Source organism: Fictibacillus enclensis (assembly GCF_030123385.1).
GTDB classification, from domain to species: domain Bacteria; phylum Bacillota; class Bacilli; order Bacillales; family Fictibacillaceae; genus Fictibacillus_C; species Fictibacillus_C enclensis.
This window is the reverse complement of record NZ_CP126109.1, coordinates 3,345,135-3,367,664: the sequence shown is the minus strand read 5'-3', so window position 1 is coordinate 3,367,664 and position 22,530 is coordinate 3,345,135. Positions and strand designations below refer to the sequence as shown.

General features: G+C 44.2%; 22 protein-coding genes. 17 read left to right on the top strand and 5 right to left on the bottom strand.

What is annotated here, in order from left to right; all coding sequences use genetic code 11:
• Positions 1-25: 25 nt before the first annotated feature.
• Positions 26-511, bottom strand: coding sequence for a GAF domain-containing protein (locus tag QNH15_RS17665; protein ID WP_061972476.1), 486 nt, complete (start codon positions 509-511; stop codon positions 26-28).
• 153 nt (positions 512-664) lie between these two features.
• On the opposite strand from QNH15_RS17665, the gene refZ reads away from it, so the two are divergent.
• Positions 665-1,351 carry a forespore capture DNA-binding protein RefZ gene (gene refZ, locus QNH15_RS17660; protein WP_283889521.1) on the top strand — a complete coding sequence of 229 codons (687 nt, stop codon included), beginning with the start codon at positions 665-667 and terminating at the stop codon, positions 1,349-1,351.
• On the opposite strand, the gene hisJ is transcribed toward refZ, so the two are convergent.
• Positions 1,316-2,155 (bottom strand): histidinol-phosphatase HisJ, encoded by an 840-nt coding sequence (gene hisJ, locus QNH15_RS17655; protein WP_283889520.1) that lies wholly within the window; start codon positions 2,153-2,155, stop codon positions 1,316-1,318. The genes refZ and hisJ overlap by 36 nt on opposite strands.
• A 272-nt stretch (positions 2,156-2,427) precedes the next feature.
• On the opposite strand from hisJ, the gene ezrA reads away from it, so the two are divergent.
• The 6 genes from ezrA (at position 2,428) to QNH15_RS17625 (ending at position 10,425) form a co-directional block, all read left to right on the top strand.
• Positions 2,428-4,119 (top strand): septation ring formation regulator EzrA, encoded by a 1,692-nt coding sequence (ezrA, locus tag QNH15_RS17650; RefSeq protein ID WP_283889519.1) that lies wholly within the window; start codon positions 2,428-2,430, stop codon positions 4,117-4,119.
• A 208-nt stretch (positions 4,120-4,327) separates the two neighbouring features.
• Positions 4,328-5,467 (top strand): cysteine desulfurase family protein, encoded by a 1,140-nt coding sequence (locus QNH15_RS17645; protein WP_283889518.1) that lies wholly within the window; start codon positions 4,328-4,330, stop codon positions 5,465-5,467.
• A gap of 6 nt (positions 5,468-5,473) precedes the next feature.
• Positions 5,474-6,679, top strand: a complete 1,206-nt coding sequence (gene thiI / locus QNH15_RS17640) for a tRNA uracil 4-sulfurtransferase ThiI (protein ID WP_283889517.1) — start codon at positions 5,474-5,476, stop codon at positions 6,677-6,679.
• A 116-nt stretch (positions 6,680-6,795) separates the two neighbouring features.
• Positions 6,796-6,993 (top strand): alpha/beta-type small acid-soluble spore protein, encoded by a 198-nt coding sequence (locus QNH15_RS17635; protein WP_283889516.1) that lies wholly within the window; start codon positions 6,796-6,798, stop codon positions 6,991-6,993.
• A 134-nt stretch (positions 6,994-7,127) separates the two neighbouring features.
• Entirely contained in the window at positions 7,128-8,714 is a 1,587-nt protein-coding gene (mbcS, locus tag QNH15_RS17630; protein ID WP_283889515.1) for an acyl-CoA synthetase MbcS, read from the top strand.
• A 115-nt stretch (positions 8,715-8,829) separates the two neighbouring features.
• On the top strand, positions 8,830-10,425 hold the full coding sequence (locus tag QNH15_RS17625) for an amidohydrolase (RefSeq protein WP_283889514.1): 1,596 nt from the start codon (positions 8,830-8,832) through the stop codon (positions 10,423-10,425).
• 194 nt (positions 10,426-10,619) lie between these two features.
• Here QNH15_RS17625 and QNH15_RS17620 read toward each other — a convergent pair whose 3' ends face one another.
• A complete protein-coding gene (locus QNH15_RS17620; protein WP_283889513.1) occupies positions 10,620-11,423 on the bottom strand; it encodes an NAD kinase in 804 nt (267 codons plus the stop codon).
• A 132-nt stretch (positions 11,424-11,555) separates the two neighbouring features.
• Here QNH15_RS17620 and QNH15_RS17615 point away from each other — a divergent pair, with 132 nt between their 5' ends.
• The 5 genes from QNH15_RS17615 (at position 11,556) to QNH15_RS17595 (ending at position 16,256) form a co-directional block, all read left to right on the top strand.
• Positions 11,556-12,236: a DUF2953 domain-containing protein gene (locus QNH15_RS17615; RefSeq protein WP_283889512.1), complete on the top strand. Its 681-nt coding sequence runs from the start codon at positions 11,556-11,558 to the stop codon at positions 12,234-12,236.
• The gene (gene ytfJ / locus QNH15_RS17610) at positions 12,229-12,690 is read left to right on the top strand and encodes a GerW family sporulation protein (RefSeq protein WP_283889511.1); all 462 of its coding nucleotides are present in this window, start codon (positions 12,229-12,231) and stop codon (positions 12,688-12,690) included. The genes QNH15_RS17615 and ytfJ overlap by 8 nt, the downstream gene beginning before the upstream one ends.
• A 574-nt stretch (positions 12,691-13,264) precedes the next feature.
• The gene (gene tpx / locus QNH15_RS17605) at positions 13,265-13,762 is read left to right on the top strand and encodes a thiol peroxidase (RefSeq protein WP_090234970.1); all 498 of its coding nucleotides are present in this window, start codon (positions 13,265-13,267) and stop codon (positions 13,760-13,762) included.
• Between the two features lie 122 nt (positions 13,763-13,884).
• Positions 13,885-14,880 carry a class I SAM-dependent methyltransferase gene (locus QNH15_RS17600; protein ID WP_061972488.1) on the top strand — a complete coding sequence of 332 codons (996 nt, stop codon included), beginning with the start codon at positions 13,885-13,887 and terminating at the stop codon, positions 14,878-14,880.
• A 188-nt stretch (positions 14,881-15,068) separates the two neighbouring features.
• On the top strand, positions 15,069-16,256 hold the full coding sequence (locus QNH15_RS17595; RefSeq protein WP_283889510.1) for an acetate kinase: 1,188 nt from the start codon (positions 15,069-15,071) through the stop codon (positions 16,254-16,256).
• Between the two features lie 45 nt (positions 16,257-16,301).
• On the opposite strand, the gene QNH15_RS17590 is transcribed toward QNH15_RS17595, so the two are convergent.
• Entirely contained in the window at positions 16,302-17,183 is an 882-nt protein-coding gene (locus QNH15_RS17590; protein WP_283889509.1) for an AraC family transcriptional regulator, read from the bottom strand.
• A 152-nt stretch (positions 17,184-17,335) separates the two neighbouring features.
• Between QNH15_RS17590 and QNH15_RS17585 the strand changes: the two genes are divergently transcribed.
• Positions 17,336-18,172 (top strand): EcsC family protein, encoded by an 837-nt coding sequence (locus QNH15_RS17585; protein ID WP_283889508.1) that lies wholly within the window; start codon positions 17,336-17,338, stop codon positions 18,170-18,172.
• A 71-nt stretch (positions 18,173-18,243) separates the two neighbouring features.
• On the opposite strand, the gene QNH15_RS17580 is transcribed toward QNH15_RS17585, so the two are convergent.
• Complete coding sequence (locus QNH15_RS17580; RefSeq protein WP_430667097.1) at positions 18,244-18,564, bottom strand: hypothetical protein; 321 nt, start codon at positions 18,562-18,564, stop codon at positions 18,244-18,246.
• A 218-nt stretch (positions 18,565-18,782) separates the two neighbouring features.
• On the opposite strand from QNH15_RS17580, the gene QNH15_RS17575 reads away from it, so the two are divergent.
• The 4 genes from QNH15_RS17575 to QNH15_RS17560 all read left to right on the top strand — a co-directional run bounded on the left by QNH15_RS17575 (position 18,783) and on the right by QNH15_RS17560 (position 22,513).
• Entirely contained in the window at positions 18,783-19,991 is a 1,209-nt protein-coding gene (locus QNH15_RS17575; RefSeq protein WP_283889507.1) for an argininosuccinate synthase, read from the top strand.
• Entirely contained in the window at positions 19,988-21,361 is a 1,374-nt protein-coding gene (gene argH, locus QNH15_RS17570; protein WP_283889506.1) for an argininosuccinate lyase, read from the top strand. Before QNH15_RS17575 ends, argH begins: the two co-directional genes overlap by 4 nt.
• 75 nt (positions 21,362-21,436) lie before the next feature.
• Positions 21,437-21,601, top strand: a complete 165-nt coding sequence (locus tag QNH15_RS17565) for a hypothetical protein (RefSeq protein ID WP_283889505.1) — start codon at positions 21,437-21,439, stop codon at positions 21,599-21,601.
• 150 nt (positions 21,602-21,751) lie between these two features.
• Positions 21,752-22,513: an SDR family oxidoreductase gene (locus QNH15_RS17560; protein WP_283889504.1), complete on the top strand. Its 762-nt coding sequence runs from the start codon at positions 21,752-21,754 to the stop codon at positions 22,511-22,513.
• Positions 22,514-22,530 lie beyond the last annotated feature (17 nt).

Here is a 22,530-nt window from a genome sequence, read left to right as displayed (position 1 = left end):
CCGGTGCCGTTTTTTATGTTTAATCTTAAATGTGTTTATTCAGTTCATCCACAAACTTTTCAAGCCACTCTTGATCGGTTTGATCAAATCTTCCTTTTTCCGGGCTGTCGATATCAAGCACACCAAAAAGCTGTCCGTCCTTTACGATGGGCACGACAATTTCAGATTGTGACGCAGCATCGCAGGCAATGTGTCCTGGAAATTGGTGAACATCTTCAACAACAAGGGTCTTTTGCTCTTTCGCTGCTGTACCGCACACACCTTTACCGATCGGAATCCTTACACAAGCAGGAAGACCTTGAAATGGCCCCAGTACAAGCTGATCCGATAATTCTTCGTATTCGTAAAATCCAACCCAGTTAATGTTGGGAAGGAACTGGTTTAAAAGCGCGGAAGCATTGGCCAGGTTGGCCGTGATGCTTGTTTCATCTTCCAAAAGAGCACGTGCCTGTTTAAGCAGCTGTTCGTATCCCTCTTTGCGATTCTGACTGTATTTTTCGACTGTAAACATGAACATCCCCCTTTATGTGCTAGCCGTCTTTTACCATCTTATCAAAAATTGTAGAAGAAAACATCCGAACAGATGTATTTGTCGAGCGAATCTTAAAGGGAAAAACACCGCTATGAAAGAAAAAAGAAGTATAAGAAGGGCGGTGGTTGTAATATGTCAAAAGATCAGATGGCCACAAAGATAAAAATTGCCGAAGCGGCGGTTGAACTGTTTACAAGTCAGGGGTATCAGGGAACTTCTGTCCGTCAGATTGCAAAAAAAGCGGGAGTGAACCTTGCTCTTGTTTCCTACCATTTCGGAGGCAAGAAAGGACTTCTCGAAGAATTGGTCTCCTCGTTTTATGAGGGATACATCCGTAAAATTGAAGTCGTCTACCATACCTCCGCCGATCTACCCGAGAAGGAGCGGCTGCTCGAAGTGATTGAGAGTGTCCTGAACTATCAGCTGCGGCAGCCTCATCTGTCCCGGTTTGTCCATCGTGAAATGACCCTGGACTCCACGCTCGTTCGCGAAGTGATGACCACTTACCTGGCAAAAGAAAAATATTATTATGATTCCATTTTTGAAAAAGGAATGAAACAAAAAGAGTTTCACAAACAGCCGGTTATGCTTTTGACCCTGCAGCTGCGCAATCTGATTATTATGCCTTTTCTTCATCCTTTATATATTTCTGAAGTGTTTTATACTGCACCTCATGACCCGTTATTTGTTACTTCTTATATGAGTTTTATCCATAAATGGCTGGAACAGTCTGTCTGTGTACCGCAAAGGAAAGGCTCTCTTCTTTCTGCCGTGCAAAATCCATTATTCGCTACGATTCAGGAAAAGTGGAACGGTTAAGCTTCCCGTATGGATGAGTGAATCGAGACCTTGCCCCAATCCCTTCACGCTGTGGGCATCTGATCCATATACGAGAGGGATTTCTTGATCTACGGCGGCTTCAATCACCCAATCCGGGGGATAAGGTTCCTTGCAGAAAGGCTTTGATAGTCCGGCTCCATTATAGTCCAGTTCTAGACCGTAAGTTTTCACGAGTTGTAAAATACCCTGGATTTCACGGTCGAAAGAAGTTTCTGTCGGATAGAGAGCCTGAAATTTATTTACTAGTGTCATGTGGCCGATCCTTTTTGGTTTGTACTTGCCAAGATCGGAAGTGATCGATTGGGCCAATGTCCTGTAATACGATGAATGGACTTGGTCTGTGCTGCCAAATACGGCGGCAATTTTTCCAAACATCTCTTCACTGTAATCGAGGCAATAATAATGGTCAGCTTGCTTTAAAAAGTGAACTGACAGGACTGCGTCATCCAGCCGGGGGCCGAATTCATCCAGGAATGTTCTGGTTTCGTTCTCCCATCCCTCAATATAATCCACTTCCAGACCGATATTAAGAGTTAGGGCACTGTTGTAATATTTTTTTAATGAAGTAAGCTCGTCAAGGTATGCCGGAAGCCTGGACATTTCCATCGCTGAATCGTTATCAGGTACAGGATCTGTGAATCCTTCGGGAAGAGGGGCGTGCTCAGTAAAGGTCATGCCGCGGTAACCCAATTGAATGGCCCTTTCGATATACTCTGTCAGTGGATCGGCTGAACCGTGGGGACAATAGGGGGTGTGAATATGGCCGTCATATATTCCTGTCATGCTTAACCTCCTGATTGGTTTTAAATAAAAAACGACTTTGATAATTCTGGAAAAAAATTATTCATTTTTTTCATTTTTTTTTGGTCAAAAATCGGGTTTACATGTTATCATTAGAACATTGAGTCAGCACTAAATGTGGTTTTAGAGGAAGAAAAATGCCGGCTCGAAGTAAAAACAGGAATAAATCATTATTACAATAAAACGTAAATCATTGTAACATGATTATTACATAGATTTTGCAGTTTTGCAGAAAGGAAGAAAGGGTGCTTCCTATGACATACATAATTGCCGCAGTAATTCTTTTAATTGCTTTAGTTGTTTTCGGCTCCTTTTCACGCAAACGGATTTACAAGCAGATTGACCGGCTGGAATCCTGGAAAATGGAGATCATGAACCGTCCTCTGACAGAGGAAATTTCAAAGGTCAAAGGGCTTACCATGGTAGGCGAAACGGAAGAAAAGTTTGAATCCTGGCGAAATGATTGGGATGAGATGGTAACTGTCGAGCTGCCAAATATGGACGAGGCCTTGTTTGATGCGGAAGAAAGTGCAGATAAATACAGGTTCAACAAAGCAAAAGGAATCCTTCGACGAATTGAATCACAGCTTCTGGGGATGGAAGGACGAATTAAAGCCATCTCCACAGAAATAGATGAGCTGGTGACCAGCGAAGAGTTGAACAGAGAAGACATCATTGAAGCGAAGGATCAATTCAGTGAAGGTAAAAAGTATTTTCTTACACACTCCCGCTCGTTGGGGAAGACAGCTGCACTGTTTGAAGCTGAGTTCTCGGAAGTCAATACAATGTTTGCGCAGTTTGACGAAATGACCTCACAGGGCAACCACCTCGAAGCCCGAAAAATCCTCGTAAACAGTATCGAACGCTTAAAAGATCTCCGCGAGAAAATGGAGTCTGTGCCAGAATTGCTTGTCCTGCTTTTATCCGATCTTCCATCGAGCCTGAAAGATCTCAAGGACGGATTCTCCGATATGGAAGAGCAAGGGTATATCCTGAATCATATCGGCATCGATAAAGAAATCAGCTCCATGAACGAGCGGATCGCCGCTTTACTTGAAAAGGTGTATGAGTTGGAAATTGATGAAACCCAAAAAGGCATTGATCAATTAAACACAGAAATTGACCAATTGTATGACCTGCTGGAAAATGAAGTGATATCCAAGCAGTTTGTGTTTAAAGAGAAGGAAGTCATCCTTCAGTCTCTGGCCGATCTTCAGCTGGATATGGAAAAGATTCGTGCAGAAGCAGACATGGTTTCTCTAAGTTACCAGCTTGACCAGTCCGATGTAGAGGTGCATAAGCGACTGGAGAAGATGTTTAACAAGTTGCAAACCCGCTTTGCTTTGATTGAACACTCGATTGAGGAAAAAAAGGATTCCTATTCCGTCATCCGTGAGATGATGGAGGAGATGGCGGTTCAGCTGGAGGATCTGAAAAAATCCAATCAGGAATATCAGGAAAAGCTGGTGAATCTCCGAAAGGACGAGCTTGAAACCAAGGAGAAGCTGAAAGAACTTAGAAGACGGCTGCTTGAAGCAAGAAGAATGATGCAAAAAAGCAACCTGCCAGGACTGCCTGATCACTATCTGATGACCATCGAAAAGGCTGAAAACTATATTATTGAGGTGTCAAAACGCCTTGACGATAAACCGCTCGAAATTGCTGAAATTACCGAAGTGCTTGAAAATGCGCTTGAAGCAGTGGAAGAAGGATATAAAGAAACGGCCGAAATCATTGAAACAGCCATGCTTGCAGAAAAAGTCATTCAATATGGCAACCGCTACAGAAGTTCTTATTCTTCCGTTTCGGTCCGGCTCATTGAAGCAGAGATTGCGTTCCGCAACTTTCAATATGAAGAAGCACTCAATCTGGCAGCCAATGCCATAGAAAGTGTTCAGCCGGGGATCCTGAAAGAACTCGAAGTTAACGTGAAACAAAAAATCTGATAAAGCTGGAATCCGTAAAACGGGTTCCGGTTTTTTTTATATTCACCAAAGAAGCGGAACTTCGTATACATGGGAAGCAGAGCAGAAGGTTTAGTTTCTTGTGATGATGGAATGCTAAAAGCACGGAAAAATACAATTTTTTCTTTTCATCCATTATGGTATTATAGAATGATGTGTAGAATAAGTGAGTTATGCGGAGGACTCGATCATGATTTATTTTGACAACAGTGCAACAACCAAACCCTATAAAGAGGTTCTTGATGCGTTCGTTACGGTTTCTCAAACGTATTTCGCCAATCCATCCTCCATTCATTCCAAAGGCGGAGAAACAGAACGTCTGATGCTTCAAGCTCGGAAAACAGTAGCTGGGCTGCTGAGTGTTAAGCCAAACGAAATTATCTTCACTTCCGGAGGAACGGAAGGAAACAATACAGCTATCAAAGGAATCGCATTAAAACATCAGGAACGTGGCAAGCATTTGATCACGAGTGAAGTGGAGCATGCTTCATCCTATGAAACGTTTCATTATCTCGAATCCCTGGGTTTTGAAGTCACCTGCCTTCCGGTAAACCGTAAAGGTGAAATTTCACTCGAACAGCTGGAGAACAGCATCAGGGAGGATACCATTTTAGTTTCGCTCATCCATGTGAACAATGAAGTCGGCACGATTCAGCCTGTCGTGGATGCCGGTAAAATTTTAAAGAGATTCCCGAAAGTATTCTTCCATGTGGATCATGTGCAGGGAATTGGCAAGGTGCCTTTGAACCTGAAAGAAGCTGCTATTGATTTATGTACGATGTCAGGCCATAAATTTCATGGCCTGAAAGGCACCGGCATTCTGTATAAGCGCGAAGGGGTAAGCCTTTCGCCGCTTCTTACGGGCGGAGAGCAGGAAATCAACGTACGGGCGGGCACAGAAAATGTGGCAGGCATCGTTTCCATCACCAAGGCGCTCCGTATGTCTTTTGACAAAATGGATGCTGGCGTGGAGACCATGAACCGTGTCAAGGAGCGGATTTTGGAAGGTCTTTCGGAAATCCAGGGAATTTCAATCAATACACCTGCTGACGGATCTCCTCACATTATCAACTTTTCGGTGGATGGAGTGAAGCCCGAGGTACTGATCCACACACTTGATCAAAAGAATATTTATGTATCCACCCGTTCAGCTTGTTCATCAAAGCAAGCGGGGCCGAGCAGAATACTTATGGCCATGGGGCTGGGACAAAAGAGGGCGAACACGGCCATACGGATCAGTCTGTCGTATGAAAATACGCTGGAGGAAGCAGAGATTGTCCTTAAGGAACTAAAAAATGCAGTGGTTCAGCTGCAGACAGTAATGGGGTAAATAAACATGCAATATAATCACATTGTTATTCGTTTTGGTGAATTGTCGCTAAAAGGGAAGAATAGAAGACATTTTGAAAGCCAACTGAGGGAGACGGTTCGCAAAAAGCTGTCACCGTTTACGAATGCAGTCGTTCTCAAGTCATACGACCGGATTTTGGTAGAAATTAACGGAGAAGATCATGAAAAAATGATTGCAAAACTGCAGGAAGTGTTTGGAATTCATGCTATCAGTCTGGCCATCCGGGCAGAAAATGAACTTGAAAGCATAAAAGAAGCAGCGCTAGCCACGTTTTTAAAAAATGGACAAGGTCCGAAAACCTTCAAGGTTTCTGCACGCAGGAGCAATAAACATTTTCCGGTCGGTTCCATGGAACTGAATCGGGAAGTCGGCGGCCACATTTTAAAGAATACCGAAAATGTATCTGTGGATGTCCATCATCCGGACATCGATGTTAAGGTCGAAGTCAAAGACAATGGAACATTTATCAGCTGTGAGACCTATCCCGGGGCAGGCGGACTGCCGATCGGTGTTGGCGGTAAAGCGCTATTGATGCTGTCTGGAGGCATTGACAGTCCGGTTGCAGGCTACCTTACCATGAAGCGTGGTGTCCGTCTTGAGGCGGTACACTTTCACAGTCCCCCTTTTACCAGTGAACGGGCAAGGCAAAAAGCGGAAGACCTCATGCAGGAGCTGACAAGATATGGAGGTAAAATGAAGCTTCATATCGTTCATTTTACTAAAATTCAGCAGATCATTAAGGAAAAGATTCCGGCAAGCTACAGCATGACGATTATGAGGCGGATGATGCTGCGCATCGCCGAGCGGATCGCAGAAGAGCGAAATGCAATGGCCATTGCGAATGGGGAAAACCTGGGTCAGGTGGCCAGCCAAACGATGTACAGCATGCATACCATCAATGAAGTGACCAACCTTCCGATTATCCGGCCGGTGGTTACGATGGACAAACTGGAAATTATTGATATTTCGCAAAAAATTGGAACGTATGATATTTCCATACGTCCATATGAAGACTGCTGTACCATTTTTGTTCCGGCAGCACCCAAAACGAAACCAAAACGAGAAAAAGCCAATCGGTTTGAACAGGCTATCGAGAATATGGATGAGCTGATCCAGGAAGCCGTGGATACAATCGAAACCGTAACCTTTGAAGAGCAAAAAGAACAAACGGAATTTGAAGACTTATTTTAAAACAGTCCTGAAGGTGCCCTGCATCTTCAGGATTTTTTTTGGTTATCCACTTAATATTTTCCACGGTTGAAAGCTGGTTTCTTTCACAACCTATAAGTACAGGAGGTGAACACAACATGTCAAACAACTCAAACCAACTTCTTGTACCTGGTGTACAACAGGCAATCGATCAGATGAAAGTTGAAATCGCATCTGAATTAGGCGTTAATTTAAGTGCTGATGGTTCTTCCCGCTCCAACGGTTCTGTCGGAGGAGAAATTACTAAGCGTCTTGTTGCGATGTCTCAGCAGCAATTCGGCGGACAACAAAAATAATTCATTCCTAACCAACTTCATATATGGCTTAAGAGCGGCTTGTACCCGCTCTTTTTTGTTATTTTAAAATATTCTAAATTTATTGTATAATAAAGAGAGAAATATGCTTGGTTTACATAGAGGAGGACACAGAAATGGATAATCTATTGGATCTGCAGGCGCCGGCGATTTACAACGTGACGGAGGAAATGGAGAAATATGCTCAAAACCCTGAGCGTAAAGCCATTGTTTGGCAAAATGACCAGGGGGACAAGAAAGAAATAACCTACAGCGAGCTTTTTGAATGCTGCAATAGTTGTGCAAACGCACTGACGAAGCTAGGGCTTTCCAAGGGAGACAAGGCGTTAATTGTAATGCCGCGGAAAGTGGAAACCTATGTGGTTTATTTGGCTTGTTTAAAAGCAGGTATTGTGGTCATTCCATCCTCCGAAATGCTCAGACCAAAGGATTTGAGTTACCGAATTATGCACAGTGAAGCTAAGGCTGTGATCATCGACGCTGCTTTTCTGTCCGGCATTGATGAAATCACTGACGAGTTACCTTCGCTACAATACAAATTGTCCATTGGGGGAAGCAAAGAAGGCTGGAAACCTCTCGATGATTTGGCAAAAAATGAAAGCGGTTCCTTTGAAGGGGTTAAAACAAGTAAAGATGATATGGCATTTTTATCCTATACTTCAGGAACGACCGGACTTCCCAAGGGAGCGGTTCATACCCACGGTTGGGCTTTTGCCCACCTGCAGACAGCGGCAAAAGGCTGGCTTGGCATAAAAGAACAAGATAAAGTATGGGCCACTGCCGGACCGGGCTGGCAAAAATGGATCTGGAGCCCCTTCGTTTCCGTATTGGGCTGCGGAGCTACAGGGTTCGTGTACAATGGGAAATTTGATCCTGAAAAGTATTTGGCACTGATGGAAGAGCAGGACATATCCGTTTTATGCTGTACACCGACCGAATACCGTCTGATGGCGAAAACCGATCATCTGGATCAGTATAAGCTTTCTTCGCTGCGCAGTGCAGTGTCTGCCGGAGAACCGCTAAACCGGGAAGTGATTGATATTTTCCAGCGCCATTTCAATGTCACGGTCCGTGATGGATATGGCCAGACTGAGAACACATTATTGGTAGGCATGATGGAGGGCATGGATCTCCGTCCGGGATCGATGGGAAAACCCACACCAGGGAACCGCGTGGAAATTGTGGATGAAAATGGAGAGCCGGCTGCGGTGGGTGAAGTGGGGGATATTGCCGTTCACAACAGTTCACCAGCTTTGTTTAAATCGTACTACAAGGATCCCGAACGTACAAAAAGGGCCTTCAGGGGAGACTACTATTTAACGGGTGACAAAGCAAAAAAAGACGAGGATGGCTATTTCTGGTTTGAAGGCCGAAGCGATGATATTATCATCAGTTCCGGCTATACCATCGGACCGTTTGAAGTGGAAGATGCACTGGTTAAGCATCCTTCGGTAAAGGAATGCGCGGTCGTGGCAAGTCCGGATGAGATCAGAGGCCATATTGTAAAGGCATATGTGATTTTAAAAGATGAACAGCAAGAAGCTTCTGAGTCTCTTGTCAAGGACTTGCAGGAACATGTAAAAACACTAACTGCTCCTTATAAATACCCTCGCAGTATTGAGTTTGTATCTGATTTGCCTAAAACAACATCAGGTAAAATCAGGAGAATCGAGCTCAGGCAAAAAGAAAACAGCGGCAGTTGATGAAAAAGGCAGGCAAAAAGCCTGCCTTTTGAGTGCGAAAATATTCCGTTAATTGTATGAACTGTGGTTAAATGAGGGAAAAGCATAGCTGAAATCTGTACATGCGAGGTGCCATATGGGAACGTTATACTTCAATGGAACAATCTATACAATGATGAGGGAAGGAGAAACGGTGGAAGCCATTTTTGCTGAAGGAAAGGTTATTAGGGATGCGGGCTCCCTTCAAGACCTATCCGAAAGATATGGAAGCGAAATCAAAGAAAAAGTAGACCTGAAAGGAGGGGTTATGTTTCCCGGATTTGTGGACAGTCATCTTCATATCATTGGACATGGAGAAAAGCTGATCCGAAGGGATCTGTCTCATTTTACATCTGCCGAAGAAATGGGATCGTACTTAAAGAAAGAAGCTGAAAAAGAGAAGCCGGGAAAGTGGCTGCTCGGAGACGGCTGGAATGAAAACAACTTTCTGGACCGAAAAATTTTTCACCGCCAGGAGCTGGACGAGCTGGCTCCCCGGCATCCGATGCTTCTGTCAAGAGTTTGCCGACATGCGTCTTTGGCCAATTCAAAAGCGCTGGAGCTTGCGGGAATTACCAAAGAGACGGAAAATCCGGAGGGCGGCATTATTGTACGCGATGAAAATGGCGAGCCGACCGGTTATCTGCTTGACAGTGCTGCAGATCTTGTGAAAAATGTGGTTCCGCCTGCCACAAATGAATATTTGTTTACCGCGTTAACCGCTGCGGTAAAGGATTTGCTTTCTTTGGGGCTGACGGGCGGCCATACGGAGGATCTCGGATATTACGGTGGATTTGATAAAACGATCTCCGTATTTCAGGACGTTCTTAACGATCGATCACTTAAATTTAAGGCGCATCTTCTCGTTCATCACAGTGTGGCTGGCGACTATCAATCATCACGCCTACCTAAAAGTGTCTCGCCATATCTGGAGTTCGGAGCCATGAAAATCTTTAGTGACGGAGCCTTTGGGGGACGAACCGCCCTTCTCAGCAAGCCATATAATGATGCTCCTGATACTTCCGGTGTGGCCATTCATTCGCCGGAAGCATTAAAGGAACTGGTGAAAAAGGCGAGAAAATACCAAATGCCAGTGGCTGTTCACACAATCGGTGATCTATCTCTGGAATACACGCTTGATGCCATTTCTGCATATCCGCCAGTCACCAAAGAGCGGGACCGAATCATTCATGCGGGTCTCGTACGGCCTGAGCTGATCGAAAGGATGAAGCAGCCTTCTTTAATTATCGACATCCAGCCAAGCTTTGTTCCTTCGGATTTTCCATGGCTAATTGAGCGGCTTGGAATGGAGAGAATTCCTTATGCATTGGCCTGGAAAACGCTTCTTTCGAATGGACTGCATTGCGCAGGCGGATCGGACGCTCCGATTGAAACGGTCAATCCTTTGGAGGGGATCTATGCGGCAGTTGCAAGAAAAAAACCGGAGGAGACACATGAGGGCTACCAGCCTGAAGAAAAACTCACTCCATATGAAGCGGTTCAGCTTTATACAGCTGGCAGTGCCTATGCGATCAATAAGGAAGAGGAAAGAGGAAAGATTGCCCCGGGATTTGAAGCGGATTTTACCGTACTCGATCGGGATATCCTGAAGGCAGAACCAGAAGCCATCCGTCAAGCAAGAGTGGTTTATACGATTATCAACAATTCGATCGAATACCGGGCTACTATCTAAAATGAATAACCGCCTGCAGTCATATGCTTCAGGCGGTTGTTTTTGTGTTCTTTAAACTTTGAACAAGAGCATTTATTTTAAAACTTCTATGATCGTCGATTGGAGCGCAAGGTGTGAGACTCCCGCGGAAAGCGGGCATCCAGGAACGGAAATCAACTACTTCTTAGGCTGCAATGTTAACGGAAAAGACTTTTTTATAAAAAGCTTCGTCTCACTTTATGCCAGAATGAATTGTCCTTTAGTTTCACCGTTTTTACTACACGGTCGGATAAGTGGAAACGGATGGATTCCGAATGTCTGATGCTCAATGCTTCGTTATCGATGCCGATGATGGGATATTGGTTATTGTCCTGTTCGATTTTAAAGGTGAGTTTTCGTTCGTTGCTCAAAACAAAGGAAGAACCAAGTGTCCGATACAGGTTGTTGTTTAGGGACGCCATTTCACTTACCTGATAACACTGCAGTTTGGGATCGACAACTGCACCTGTTACGGACTTGTTGTAAGCCGTACTTCCGGTAGGCGTCGAGACGATCATGCCATCCCCCCGGAAGGTTTCAAAGTATAAATCATCGATGAACACATCCATCACTAGTGTTTTGATGATGGAAGAGCGGATAGAGCATTCATTCAAACAATAGAACGTTGAATCATCATGATCCATCGTGACTGCCAATGTTGGATATTTACGGACCTCCACTTCGTTGTTGTCCATGGCGGTCATCATTTTTTCATGATCATCCACATGAAAATCACAATAAAAGCCAAGCTCTCCCGTACTGACCCCCACGTACAGGCAGTCATCTCTGAATCCGGTTTTCCTTACTGCCTGCAAAAAGGCGCCGTCACCGCCAATCGACGCAATAATATTGGCTTTTTTATAATCATCCACAAGGGTAAAACCGTAATTTTGAGCAAGCTCCAAGAGGGGCTCTACCTTTCTTAATACCTCATCTTCCTGCTTGTACGCTACAAATAAATTTCTGCGATCGTCTGTCATGTGATGTCCTCCTGTTGAATGTTTCTGGTGTCCTTTATCCATTTCTACTCTTGTTTTATAAATCCTTTTGCCGTACAGCAGGTTTATTTTTTTCCGCCAAGCCCATAATGGTTGTGAAAGGAAGAATAGCCTGTGTTGATTGTTTATAGTATTCTCATTTTGCTGTTGCTCTTATTTATTGCCATACCACTGTCGACGCTCCACATTACTTTTTTGTTCACCCATCAGGGAGATGACGATTTTCTTCGGTTAAAGATTACGCTTTGGAAAGTGATTTCCTATACGCTGGAGCTGCCGGAGATCAAGGTTAATCTTGCAGAAAAGAAGCTGGACCTTAAGGAAAAATCAAAAGGCGCGACCAAGGAAAAAAAGAAGAGAAAAAGCATTACACTGCATGCCTTTTTGAACAGCTATCACAACTATCGGAATTTACTCCGGCATGTTGGAGGCTTTTATCGTATTCTCAAGGTTTTTTTTAAAAAGGTGACCATTACAGATGTAAAATGGAACAGCCGGTTTGGGCTGGGCGACGCTGCATCTACTGCAGTGGCGTCGGGTTTGGTGTGGGCATTAAAGGGAAACGTTCTTGGCCTTTTATCTCACTTTGTAAGGTTAAAGGGCATTCCAACCATTGGAGTTGTACCTGTTTATCAGGGAACCCTTACGCAAACCCGGCTGTCTTGTATGATTTCTTTTAAAATCGGGCATGCTATTGTCGTCATGTTACAAGTGTTGAAGCACTGGAGATCCATCAGCTCCAACGCAAACAAAAAATCCAAAAAATATGTAGCAGGAGGAACATCACATGTCTGAGCATCCTATCGAAGGCTTAATGAAAACCGCGATGGAAAACCTGAAACAAATGATCGATGTAAATACCATTATAGGTGATCCGGTTGAAACCCCGGATGGAAGCGTCATCCTGACCGTTTCTAAGGTTGGATTCGGCTTTGCGGCTGGGGGAAGTGAATTTGGCGGCGGAGATCAACAAAACGGAAGCAGCCAGCAAAATCCATTGGATTCAGAAGAGCTGCCATTTGGCGGAGGAAGCGGTGGCGGGGTCTCCATTACACCGATTGCTTTCTTGATTGTTGGCTCAAATGGCATCAAAACCATCCATTTGGACAACAGCACTCATTTGTACGAGCGGTTGCTTGATCTTGCACCAAGCGTTGTGGAGAAAATCCAGCAAATGATGAACAATAAAAACAGACAACGCAATGTACAGCATCAGAACAATCCGAATCAACCGCAGAACCCTTTTTGAGTTAACTGTTTTTACAGTTAGCTTTTTTCTTTGCGGTTAACATAATCCAGTTTTGGCGAGTAAATCAGTGACTATGGCGGGTAAACGTGTCGCAGAAGGGCTGTCGGCTTTAAAGACTTCTCTCCAAACGGTACCCTCAGCTTTTCACTGATCCAGCTTCAGGGACCAGAGACTCGACCACTTCGATCTTTGCCAGAAAACAAAAAGCGTTTTATGGCAAAGCCCTCCAGTGTTTTTCGTCTCTAAACGGTCCCCTCAGCTCTTCACTGATCCATCTTCGGCAGGCAAAGCCTCGGCCGTTTCACTCTCTCTCCTCAACACAAAAAGCGTGTTGATATTCGAGAGTTCCAACTTCTGTCGGCTTTAATCGCCTGCCTCAGCTTTTCATCGATCCAGCTTCAGGGGCCAGAGACTCGACCACTTCAATCTTTGCCAGAAAACAAAAAGCGTTTTATGGCAAAGCCCTCCAGTGTTTTTCGTCTCTAAATGGCCCCTTCAGCTTTTCATTTGCACATTCTGGTTCTTCGCTATATGATGGGACATGTACATAATTAAATAAGAGGAGGCTGTTTTCATGGGAGTTACATTTAAAGAAAAACCGGTTACGCTGGCTGGAAAGCAAGTACAGGTAGGTGACCAGGCTCCGGATTTTACGGTGCTGGCCAATGATTTATCAGAAGTGACACTTGCGGATTCTAAAGGTTCTGTTCGTTTAATTTCAGTGGTGCCTTCTGTTGACACAGGAGTTTGTGATGCGCAGACCCGCCGTTTTAATGAGGAAGCTTCCCAATTGGACAATGTGAAAATTCTCACCGTTTCTGTTGACCTTCCTTTTGCTCAAAAACGCTGGTGCGCAGCAGCTGGAGTAGAGAACGTTCAAACGCTATCCGATCACCGCGATCTTTCTTTCGGTAAAGCTTACGGTGTAGCAATTGAAGAGCTTCGCCTTCTTGCAAGAGCGGTTTTCGTTGTAGACAGCTCTGACAAAGTAACTTACGTTGAATACGTGGATGAAGTAACCAACCATCCAAATTATGAGGCGGCTATTGAAGCTGCAAAAGCTGCCAAGTAAAACAAGAAACTCCGGATTTTGATTCCGGAGTTTTTTAGCGGTATTATCTCCCATGATCAGCTTTGGTATATAGGATTAAACGCATAAACAGTGCGGTTGCAGGATATTTAGGAGGAACGACAATGAACAGCAATCTTTCGAATGTGGAAAAATTATTTACGGTTATCGACCAATCGGCAGAAAGAATTAAACAGGAAGAGGAACTGACCTATTTGGATGCCCTTGTGGAAACCGGAGAAAATATGTTTCATAAAGAAATCCCCGAAGACGTGTCGCAAGTCACCAAAGTATTTTTAGAAAAGGAATACGCAAAGGTTAAGCTTGAAGCAATGAATCGGGAAGAAATCCGAAAAGCTTTTCAGCTGGCTGTATTGAAAGGGATGAAGGAAGCCATACAGCCGCATCATGCCATGACGCCGGATGCGGTTGGTATTTTTATCAGTTATCTTGTCCAAAAGCTGATGCCTTCCGCCAAAGAGTTTGCGTTGCTGGATCCTGCGGCAGGAGCGGGTAATTTGCTGACAACGGTTTTGAATCAATTGGAAGGCAATATAAAAAGCTTTGGCGTAGAGGTGGATGAAACCCTTTTGCGTCTGGCATGGATCATTTCCAATCTGCAAAAGCATAACGTGGAGTTTTATCATCAAGACAGCATTAAGCCGCTTTATGTGGAACCCGTGGATCTTGTGGTCTGCGATCTTCCTGTCGGTTTTTATCCAAATGATGAAGCAGCAAAAGAATTTATCGTTCATGCTAATGAGGGACACACTTATGCCCATCATCTGCTCATTGAGCAAAGCCTTCATTACCTGAAAGAATCGGGATTTGGGGTATTTCTTGTGCCCAATGGGCTGTTTTCCAGTGAACAGGCGCCTCTTCTTCAAAAAATGATCAAAGAAAAGGCCGTCATCATTGGGATGATTCAGCTGCCGCTAAGTCTTTTTAAACAGGAATCACAGGCAAAAAGCATCCTTCTTCTGCAGAAAAACGGGGAGAATACAGTGAAACCGAAACAGGCATTGCTGGTGGATCTGCCGTCGTTTTCCAAAAAGCAGGCCATTGCTAACGTGATGGACCAAATGAATGAATGGTTTAGCGAAGAACTTAAACGTCCATAAAAAAAGGCATTTATCCACAATGGAAACGAATTCATTTCTGAAAAATACGAATATGCCCGGAAAGCCTTTACAAACTTGAAATAACCGAATAACGATGGTTAAATGGTTAAGGATATATTGAATTTATAATGAGAAGAAGTTCATGGTTACATGTACTTCTTTTTCATTGCTGTTAAGGAGCTAAAAGAATGGCTAAAATTATTGCAATCAATGCCGGGAGTTCTTCCTTAAAATTTCAATTGCTTGAAATGCCTGAGGAGCTGGTTCTCACAAAAGGCGTGGTTGAACGAATCGGATTAAATGACTCCATCTTCACGATTGAAGTGAATGGGGAAAAAATAAAAGAAGTAACCGATATTCCTGATCACGGAGTAGCGGTCAAAATGCTGCTCAACAAACTGACAGATCACAACATCATTTCCTCTTATGATGAAATTGAAGGAATCGGGCACCGGGTTGTACACGGTGGTGAACAATTTCATGATTCTGTGGTTATCACGGATCAAGTTCTTGAAGAAATTGAGGAGCTTTCTTTCCTTGCTCCCCTTCATAATCCTGCCAACGTAGTAGGCATTCGTGCATTCAAGGAAGTATTGCCCGATGTTCCGGCTGTTGCTGTGTTTGATACAGCATTCCATCAATCCATGCCTGAACAATCATTTCTGTACAGTTTACCATATGAATATTATGAAACGTACGGAATCCGTAAATACGGCTTTCACGGAACCTCTCATAAATATGTATCCGAGCGTGCGGCTGAACTCTTGGGCCGCCCGATTGAACAGCTTCGCCTCCTTTCCTGCCATTTAGGTAACGGAGCAAGTATCGCTGCCATTGAAGGTGGAAAATCGATTGACACTTCCATGGGGTTTACGCCACTTGCGGGTGTGACCATGGGAACCCGTTCAGGAAACATTGACCCTGCGCTTATTCCGTATATTATGCAAAAAACGGGTCAAACCGCTGAAGAGGTACTGAACGTACTGAACAATAAGAGCGGTATGCTTGGTGTTTCCGGTTTCTCTTCCGATCTTCGCGATATCGAGCAACAAGCGAATGAAGGTAACGAGAGAGCAGAGCTGGCACTAGAAGTATTTGCTTCACGCATTCATAAATACATCGGTTCTTATGCTGCACGCATGGCTGGAATCGATGCAATCATCTTTACTGCCGGAATTGGTGAAAACAGTGACACCGTTCGAGCAAGAGTGCTTCGCGGCCTGGAATTCATGGGAGTATACTGGGACCCTGCTTTAAATAAAATTCGCGGCAAGGAAGCTTTCATCAGCTATCCGCATTCACCAGTAAAAGTCATCGTGATTCCAACCAACGAAGAAGTTATGATTGCCCGCGACACTGTACGACTTTCTAAATAAACATTCAAACCAAAGGACAGCCTTGATGGAGCTGTCCTTTTTCTTTTATTGATGTTCCTTCTTTTTAACTGGGATCCAAATTTCGCTTTTAAAGGTTGGCGATGTGATATCCTTTTGTTCATTCCACAGAATTTCGGGTCCCTCTATTTGTTCATAGCTAGAAGCTGGAAACCATTCCGAATAGATGCGTCCCCAGGTTTGCTGCAAGGTTTGTGGAAAAGGGCCGACCGCTTCAAAAACAGCCCACGTGGCTTGCGGAACTTCAAGCAGCGTCCAGTCATCAGATGTCTGGATTGTAGTTGCCGCACCAATGTAATGGTCCAGTTCTCCTTTCCCTTCCATTCTTTCTTCAGAAAAATGGGCTGAAGCGCTGATCAGTCCATGCGGGTCAATATTGGAATAGCCTTTTAATTCTTTAATTTTCTGTTCATCCAAGCTTTCCCACATGGATTGTATTTCGGGGTTTACACCCTCAAACTGGAGCCGGACTCGCCTTTTGATACCTACAATACGAAAGGCTTCCTTTTCTACGATACGGTAATTCATTTCATTTCCTCCTCTGATCGATAGATGGAAGGTCATTGGCGGAAAAGCTTTTAATGGATGGCCGTTCTGCCTGGCTTCTGAGGGAGCGATTCCATGAAGGTTTTGAAAAGCCCTCGTAAAGGCGTCTGAAGAACTGTATCCGAATTTTACAGCGATGTCGATCACCCGCAATGAAGTGTCGCCGAGTTCAAAGGCAGCTAGTGTCAGGCGCCTCCGCCGAATATATTCAGAAAGCGTCATACCTGCGAGAAAGGAAAACATTCGCTTGAAATGATATTCGGAGCAGAAGGCCTTTTGGGCCACTTGTTTGAAATCGATACGTTCTGTTAAATGCTCTTCGATATAGCTTATTGCCGTGTTAATATTTTTCAACTGATCCATAATAACCTCCTTAACTGCAACAATAGCAGGAGAAATGAATGGGCATCCGACTTTCCGTGCACGAAGATGCAGGGTGCAGGGGAAATATGTTATAAAGGATAAAAAGATTGTATAATAACTATAACAAATGCGAAATCGCAGGAGGTTGAATTGTGAGCCTAACGCCAAGAGAGGAAAAAGTATTGAATTCCATTCTTCAATGGGAGTCCAGTTATTTTGAATATGAGCCGACAGACTTTGAAGCAACGTACGAGCGATGGGTGAAACAGCAGCTGAACCAATTGAACCCCGCCCTGATTGAAAAGATGAACAATGGTATTGATGCCGCGTTGTTCCATGTTCATTCGCTGATCCAAAATTCCAGGCATCAAATGGATGTTCGGGAAAGGCTGTTATCAGAGGCGAGAATCTTTCATCCGGAAGCGGAAGAAATTGAAGATTTAAAAGTATGCTCCGTTGACCAGCTTACATATATTGCCCAACAGCAGATTGCCAGAAGCCGGATGCTGTCGCTTGCCCAGGGAGGACTTTCGGGAACCGGTGGTTTATTGCTATTGGGAATCGACATTCCGGCAATGATTGCCCTGCAGGTTCGTTCCATTCAATACATTGCAATGAATTATGGATATGACATTCAAAAACCGTATGAAATGATGATGTCGCTCAAGGTGTTCCATGCATCCACTCTTCCTAAACGCTATCAGCATGAGAGCTGGGATGAACTGATGGAGGAAATCAGCAGCGGAGAAGCCGATTCCTTTTTTTATGTAGGAGATGAGTCGGTAGCTGATATTTCATGGCTGTCCATGCCTCTCAGACAGGGAATCAAAGGTCTGATCATTACGATGCTGAAAAAGAAGGTCGTCCAGGGAATTCCGCTTCTTGGAGTACTGTTTGGGGCCGGAATGAACTACCAGAAGTCGAGGGAAGTTACAGAGTTTGCCCATAAATTTTATCAAAAACGTTTTTTAATGGATAAACAACTATAATTTTATGCATTTTATGCATACAACATACAAAAACACCCGATAATCTGTTGATCACTATCGGGTGTTTTTTATTATGGGTGAAGCCTTGTGCTAATATCCTGATGGGTACGGTACCAGAGCCACAAATCGTTAATTATGGAAGCAAGCTCAGCGATGTCCCAATTTAACCGGCAGGAAGTTTCGAAATCATCTTCATCGCCGAGCGCTTCTTGTTTTCGATTAATGGTTTCTTCAATCTGTGCTATTCTGTCCGGGATGGTTCCGCGGACGGTTTCCCACTGTGCAAGGACTTCCGCCTGTCTGGCTGCCGAATAGTATTCCCAGGGCTGCTCCAGGCGGGGCAGGGCAATGCCGAGCCGTCCATTAAATTCAAAATCAGATGTCACTTCCATCACCTCTGCTTCCATCATACATAATATAAAGGAGATGTAAAACAGAATTCCTATTAATATTTATACATTTTTATAAATAATTATTGAAATATGATTCAAGAGTTGGTATAGTGGTCTCAGAAGAAAAATTGAAGTTGCAAAGTGCAGCTTCTTTTATTTAACCGGTAATGCATAAAAATTAAATTTAAAGTATTTTAATACAAAGGAGTTTTTACAGAATGGCGAACAAAAAAGTAGTATTGGCATACTCAGGCGGATTGGATACTTCAGTAGCGATAAAGTGGCTTCAGGAAAAAGGTTACGATGTCATCGCTCTTGGACTGGATGTAGGAGAAGGAAAAGACCTCGATTTTGTTAAAGAAAAAGCTTTGCTTGTTGGGGCCGTTGAATCCATCAGCCTCGATGTAAAAAAAGAATTTGCACAGGAGTTTGTCCTTCCGGCTCTTCAAAGTCATGCAATGTATGAAGGAAAATACCCGGTGCTTTCTGCGTTATCCCGACCGTTGATCGCCAAAAAGCTGGTTGAGGTAGCAGAGGAATATGGAGCGCAGGCGGTAGCTCACGGCTGTACAGGAAAAGGGAACGACCAGGTTCGTTTTGAAGTTTCCATCTCTGCCTTGAATCCGAATCTTGAAGTGATTGCTCCGGTTCGTGAATGGGGCTGGTCACGTGATGAAGAGATTGAATATGCAAGAAAACATAATATTCCGATTCCGGCTACACTTGACAGCCCGTATTCAGTGGACCAAAACCTGTGGGGAAGAGCCAATGAATGCGGCATTCTGGAAGATCCATGGGTTGCACCACCAGAGGACGCATATGATTTAACGGCAGCACTTGAAGATACACCGAACACACCTGAAATCATCGAAATTGCATTTGAAGAAGGTGTTCCTGTTGCGCTGAACGGGATTCCGTACGGCCTGGAGCATTTGATTCTACATTTGAACAAGATAGCCGGAGCACATGGGATTGGCCGAATTGATCATGTGGAAAACCGATTGGTGGGTATTAAATCACGTGAAATTTATGAATGTCCTGCAGCCGTAACGCTTTTAAAAGCGCACCGCGAGCTGGAAGATATCACGCTTGTAAAAGAAGTAGCTCATTTTAAGCCGGTTGTTGAGAAAAAATTGACGGAAGTAATTTATGAAGGGCTATGGTATTCTCCAATTCGCCCTGCACTTCAGGCTTTTCTTGAACAAACACAAAAAACAGTAACGGGCGTGGTACGTGTCAAGCTGTTTAAAGGGCATGCCATTGTGGAAGGACGTAAGTCACCATTTTCCCTTTATGATGAAAAACTTGCCACCTATTCAACAGACGATACATTCAATCACCAGGATGCCATAGGGTTTATTTCCCTATGGGGCTTACCAACCAAAGTAAGCAGCCAGGTGAAGCAGCAAAACGGGGTGAAAGCATGACCACAAAATTATGGGGAGGAAGATTTACCGAATCTGCCGAACAATGGGTCGATGAATTCGGTGCTTCCATCTCTTTTGATAAAGAACTAGTAGAAGAGGATCTTGCAGGCAGCATCGCCCATGTGACGATGCTTGCCAAATGCGGGATCATAACAGAAGAAGAAGCAGAGACCATTCGGAACGGACTTCAAACCCTTTTGAAAAAAGCACAGAACAATGAGCTTGAGTTCAAGGTGGACTATGAAGATATTCACCTGAACCTGGAGAAGCTTCTTACGGATGAAGTTGGACCTGTAGGCGGAAAACTCCATACAGGCAGAAGCCGTAATGACCAGGTCGCTACTGATATCCATCTGTACATGAAAAAGCAGGTTTCTGCATTTATCGAACAGATTAATCAGCTGCAAACGGTGCTTCTTTCTCTGGCAGAGGAACATGTGGAAACCATCCTGCCGGGCTACACCCACCTGCAGAGAGCGCAGCCGGTTTCTTTCGCCCATCATTTGATGGCTTATTTCTGGATGTTCCAGCGAGATAAAGAACGCCTTTCCGACAGCATGAAGCGGATCGATGTGTCTCCACTGGGAGCCGGTGCGCTTGCAGGCACGACGTTTCCTATCGACCGTGAATACAGCGCCCAGCTTCTTGGGTTTGATGATATTTACCACAATAGCCTGGATGCGGTCAGTGACCGGGATTTCCTGATCGAATTCTGCAGCAATGCTTCGCTTGTTATGATGCATTTGTCCCGTTTTTGCGAGGAGCTGATTCTGTGGTCTTCACAGGAGTTTCAATTTGTTGAAATCAGTGATTCGTTCGCAACAGGAAGCAGCATGATGCCGCAAAAGAAAAACCCGGACATGGCAGAGCTGATCCGCGGGAAAACCGGACGTGTCTATGGCAGCCTCGTTTCCTTGCTGACCGTGCTAAAAGGACTGCCGCTTGCGTACAACAAGGATATGCAGGAAGACAAAGAACCCTTGTTTGACGCGGTGCATACGTTAAAAGGTTCAGTGGCCATTTTTACCGGCATGCTTGAAGGTCTTACCGTTAAATCGGAGAATATGCAAAAAGCCGTTTCTTCGGATTTTTCAAATGCCACTGAACTCGCCGATTACCTGGTAAATAAAAACATTCCATTCCGCGAAGCGCATGAAATTGTCGGAAAGCTTGTGCTAACCTGTATTCAGAAGCAGATGTATTTACTGGATCTGCCGTTTGAAGAATATAAATCCGCTTCATCATGTTTTGAGGAAGATGTTTATGACGTCCTGCAGCCGAAAACCGTGGTATCCCGCCGGAATTCTGCAGGCGGAACCGGGTTTGAAGCCATCAGATCTCAATTGAAAGTGGCGAAGACCAAAATTTAACCAGCCAAATTGTGGCACGCTAATCTAACCTCACGTGGTGAACACTAAGGTAAACCCGAGAAGGAGGACAAAAGTATGCCCAAACAAGAAAAACCTGGTTCCTTTACATCCTTTGATCAGGAAGATGAGATAACCATACAGCAGCAAATCAACGAATCGTATCAGAGCGGAGTCGTTGACTATGTAGATCAAGGCCATTCAAAAAAAGAATGGGAAGACGAAGAAAGTCTTGAATCCTGACAGGCAAAAAAGCACCTGGATAACCCAGCGTGCTTTTTTGTTTTGCAGAGATGAGAAGTGCCACACATTTAACTGGTGTCCGGAATAGACTTAGTTAAGAAGAAATGGTTACAATGATAATGAAGGATCAGAGTTTTTGGAGGTGGTACAGTGAGGCATGCCATTGTCACAGCAGGATCAAAAGGATTAGGCAAAAAAGTATCAGAGCAGTTAATCAAGCAGGGGTGTTCCGTCACTGTCAACTATCGGAGTGATGAACAGGCCGTAAGTAAGCTCAAGCAGGAATGGGAGTTGTATGAAGACCGTATCCAATACATAAAAGGCGATGTAACAAAAAAAGAGGATATCTCCCATATCTGTGAAAGTGCTCTGGATCAATTTGGACGTATCGATTATTTAATTAACAATGCAGGACCTTATATATTTGAACGAAAAAAACTGGCTGACTATGAAGATCATGAATGGTATGAAATGATCGACGGAAATTTAAGCTCAGTGTATCACTTTTTAAAATGTACGATACCGGTTATGAGAAAAAATGGTTTCGGACGCATCATCACCTATGGGTTTCAAGACGCAGAATACACTCCGGGCTGGGTCTATCGTTCAGCCTTTAGTGCTGCAAAGGTGGGGCTCGTATCGTTGACCAAAACCATCGCGCTTGAGGAAGCGGAACATGGCATTACGGCAAACATGGTCTGTCCGGGCAACATTGTTGGAGAGATGAAGGAAGCCGGTATAGAAGAAGCAAGGATGCTTAGAGACCAGGACACACCAATTGGCCGTTCGGGAACAGGAGAAGATATCGCCAGACTGATATCTTTCTTGTGTGAAGAAAATTCGGATATGATTACAGGCAGTATCATTTCAGCGACCGGCGGACTGGATGTCATCAACCGCCACCGGAAATAGGAAGTTTTTTAGTATTT

What these genes read in the sequence shown, in the direction of transcription:
- QNH15_RS17665 (WP_061972476.1), bottom strand. Translation starts at nt 511, where the DNA reads ATGTTTACAGTCGAAAAATACAGTCAGAATCGCAAAGAGGGATACGAA.
- refZ (WP_283889521.1), top strand. Translation starts at nt 665, where the DNA reads ATGTCAAAAGATCAGATGGCCACAAAGATAAAAATTGCCGAAGCGGCG.
- hisJ (WP_283889520.1), bottom strand. Translation starts at nt 2,155, where the DNA reads ATGACAGGAATATATGACGGCCATATTCACACCCCCTATTGTCCCCAC.
- ezrA (WP_283889519.1), top strand. Translation starts at nt 2,428, where the DNA reads ATGACATACATAATTGCCGCAGTAATTCTTTTAATTGCTTTAGTTGTT.
- QNH15_RS17645 (WP_283889518.1), top strand. Translation starts at nt 4,328, where the DNA reads ATGATTTATTTTGACAACAGTGCAACAACCAAACCCTATAAAGAGGTT.
- thiI (WP_283889517.1), top strand. Translation starts at nt 5,474, where the DNA reads ATGCAATATAATCACATTGTTATTCGTTTTGGTGAATTGTCGCTAAAA.
- QNH15_RS17635 (WP_283889516.1), top strand. Translation starts at nt 6,796, where the DNA reads ATGTCAAACAACTCAAACCAACTTCTTGTACCTGGTGTACAACAGGCA.
- mbcS (WP_283889515.1), top strand. Translation starts at nt 7,128, where the DNA reads ATGGATAATCTATTGGATCTGCAGGCGCCGGCGATTTACAACGTGACG.
- QNH15_RS17625 (WP_283889514.1), top strand. Translation starts at nt 8,830, where the DNA reads ATGGGAACGTTATACTTCAATGGAACAATCTATACAATGATGAGGGAA.
- QNH15_RS17620 (WP_283889513.1), bottom strand. Translation starts at nt 11,423, where the DNA reads ATGACAGACGATCGCAGAAATTTATTTGTAGCGTACAAGCAGGAAGAT.
- ytfJ (WP_283889511.1), top strand. Translation starts at nt 12,229, where the DNA reads ATGTCTGAGCATCCTATCGAAGGCTTAATGAAAACCGCGATGGAAAAC.
- tpx (WP_090234970.1), top strand. Translation starts at nt 13,265, where the DNA reads ATGGGAGTTACATTTAAAGAAAAACCGGTTACGCTGGCTGGAAAGCAA.
- QNH15_RS17600 (WP_061972488.1), top strand. Translation starts at nt 13,885, where the DNA reads ATGAACAGCAATCTTTCGAATGTGGAAAAATTATTTACGGTTATCGAC.
- QNH15_RS17595 (WP_283889510.1), top strand. Translation starts at nt 15,069, where the DNA reads ATGGCTAAAATTATTGCAATCAATGCCGGGAGTTCTTCCTTAAAATTT.
- QNH15_RS17590 (WP_283889509.1), bottom strand. Translation starts at nt 17,183, where the DNA reads ATGGATCAGTTGAAAAATATTAACACGGCAATAAGCTATATCGAAGAG.
- QNH15_RS17580 (WP_430667097.1), bottom strand. Translation starts at nt 18,564, where the DNA reads ATGGAAGTGACATCTGATTTTGAATTTAATGGACGGCTCGGCATTGCC.
- QNH15_RS17575 (WP_283889507.1), top strand. Translation starts at nt 18,783, where the DNA reads ATGGCGAACAAAAAAGTAGTATTGGCATACTCAGGCGGATTGGATACT.
- argH (WP_283889506.1), top strand. Translation starts at nt 19,988, where the DNA reads ATGACCACAAAATTATGGGGAGGAAGATTTACCGAATCTGCCGAACAA.
- QNH15_RS17565 (WP_283889505.1), top strand. Translation starts at nt 21,437, where the DNA reads ATGCCCAAACAAGAAAAACCTGGTTCCTTTACATCCTTTGATCAGGAA.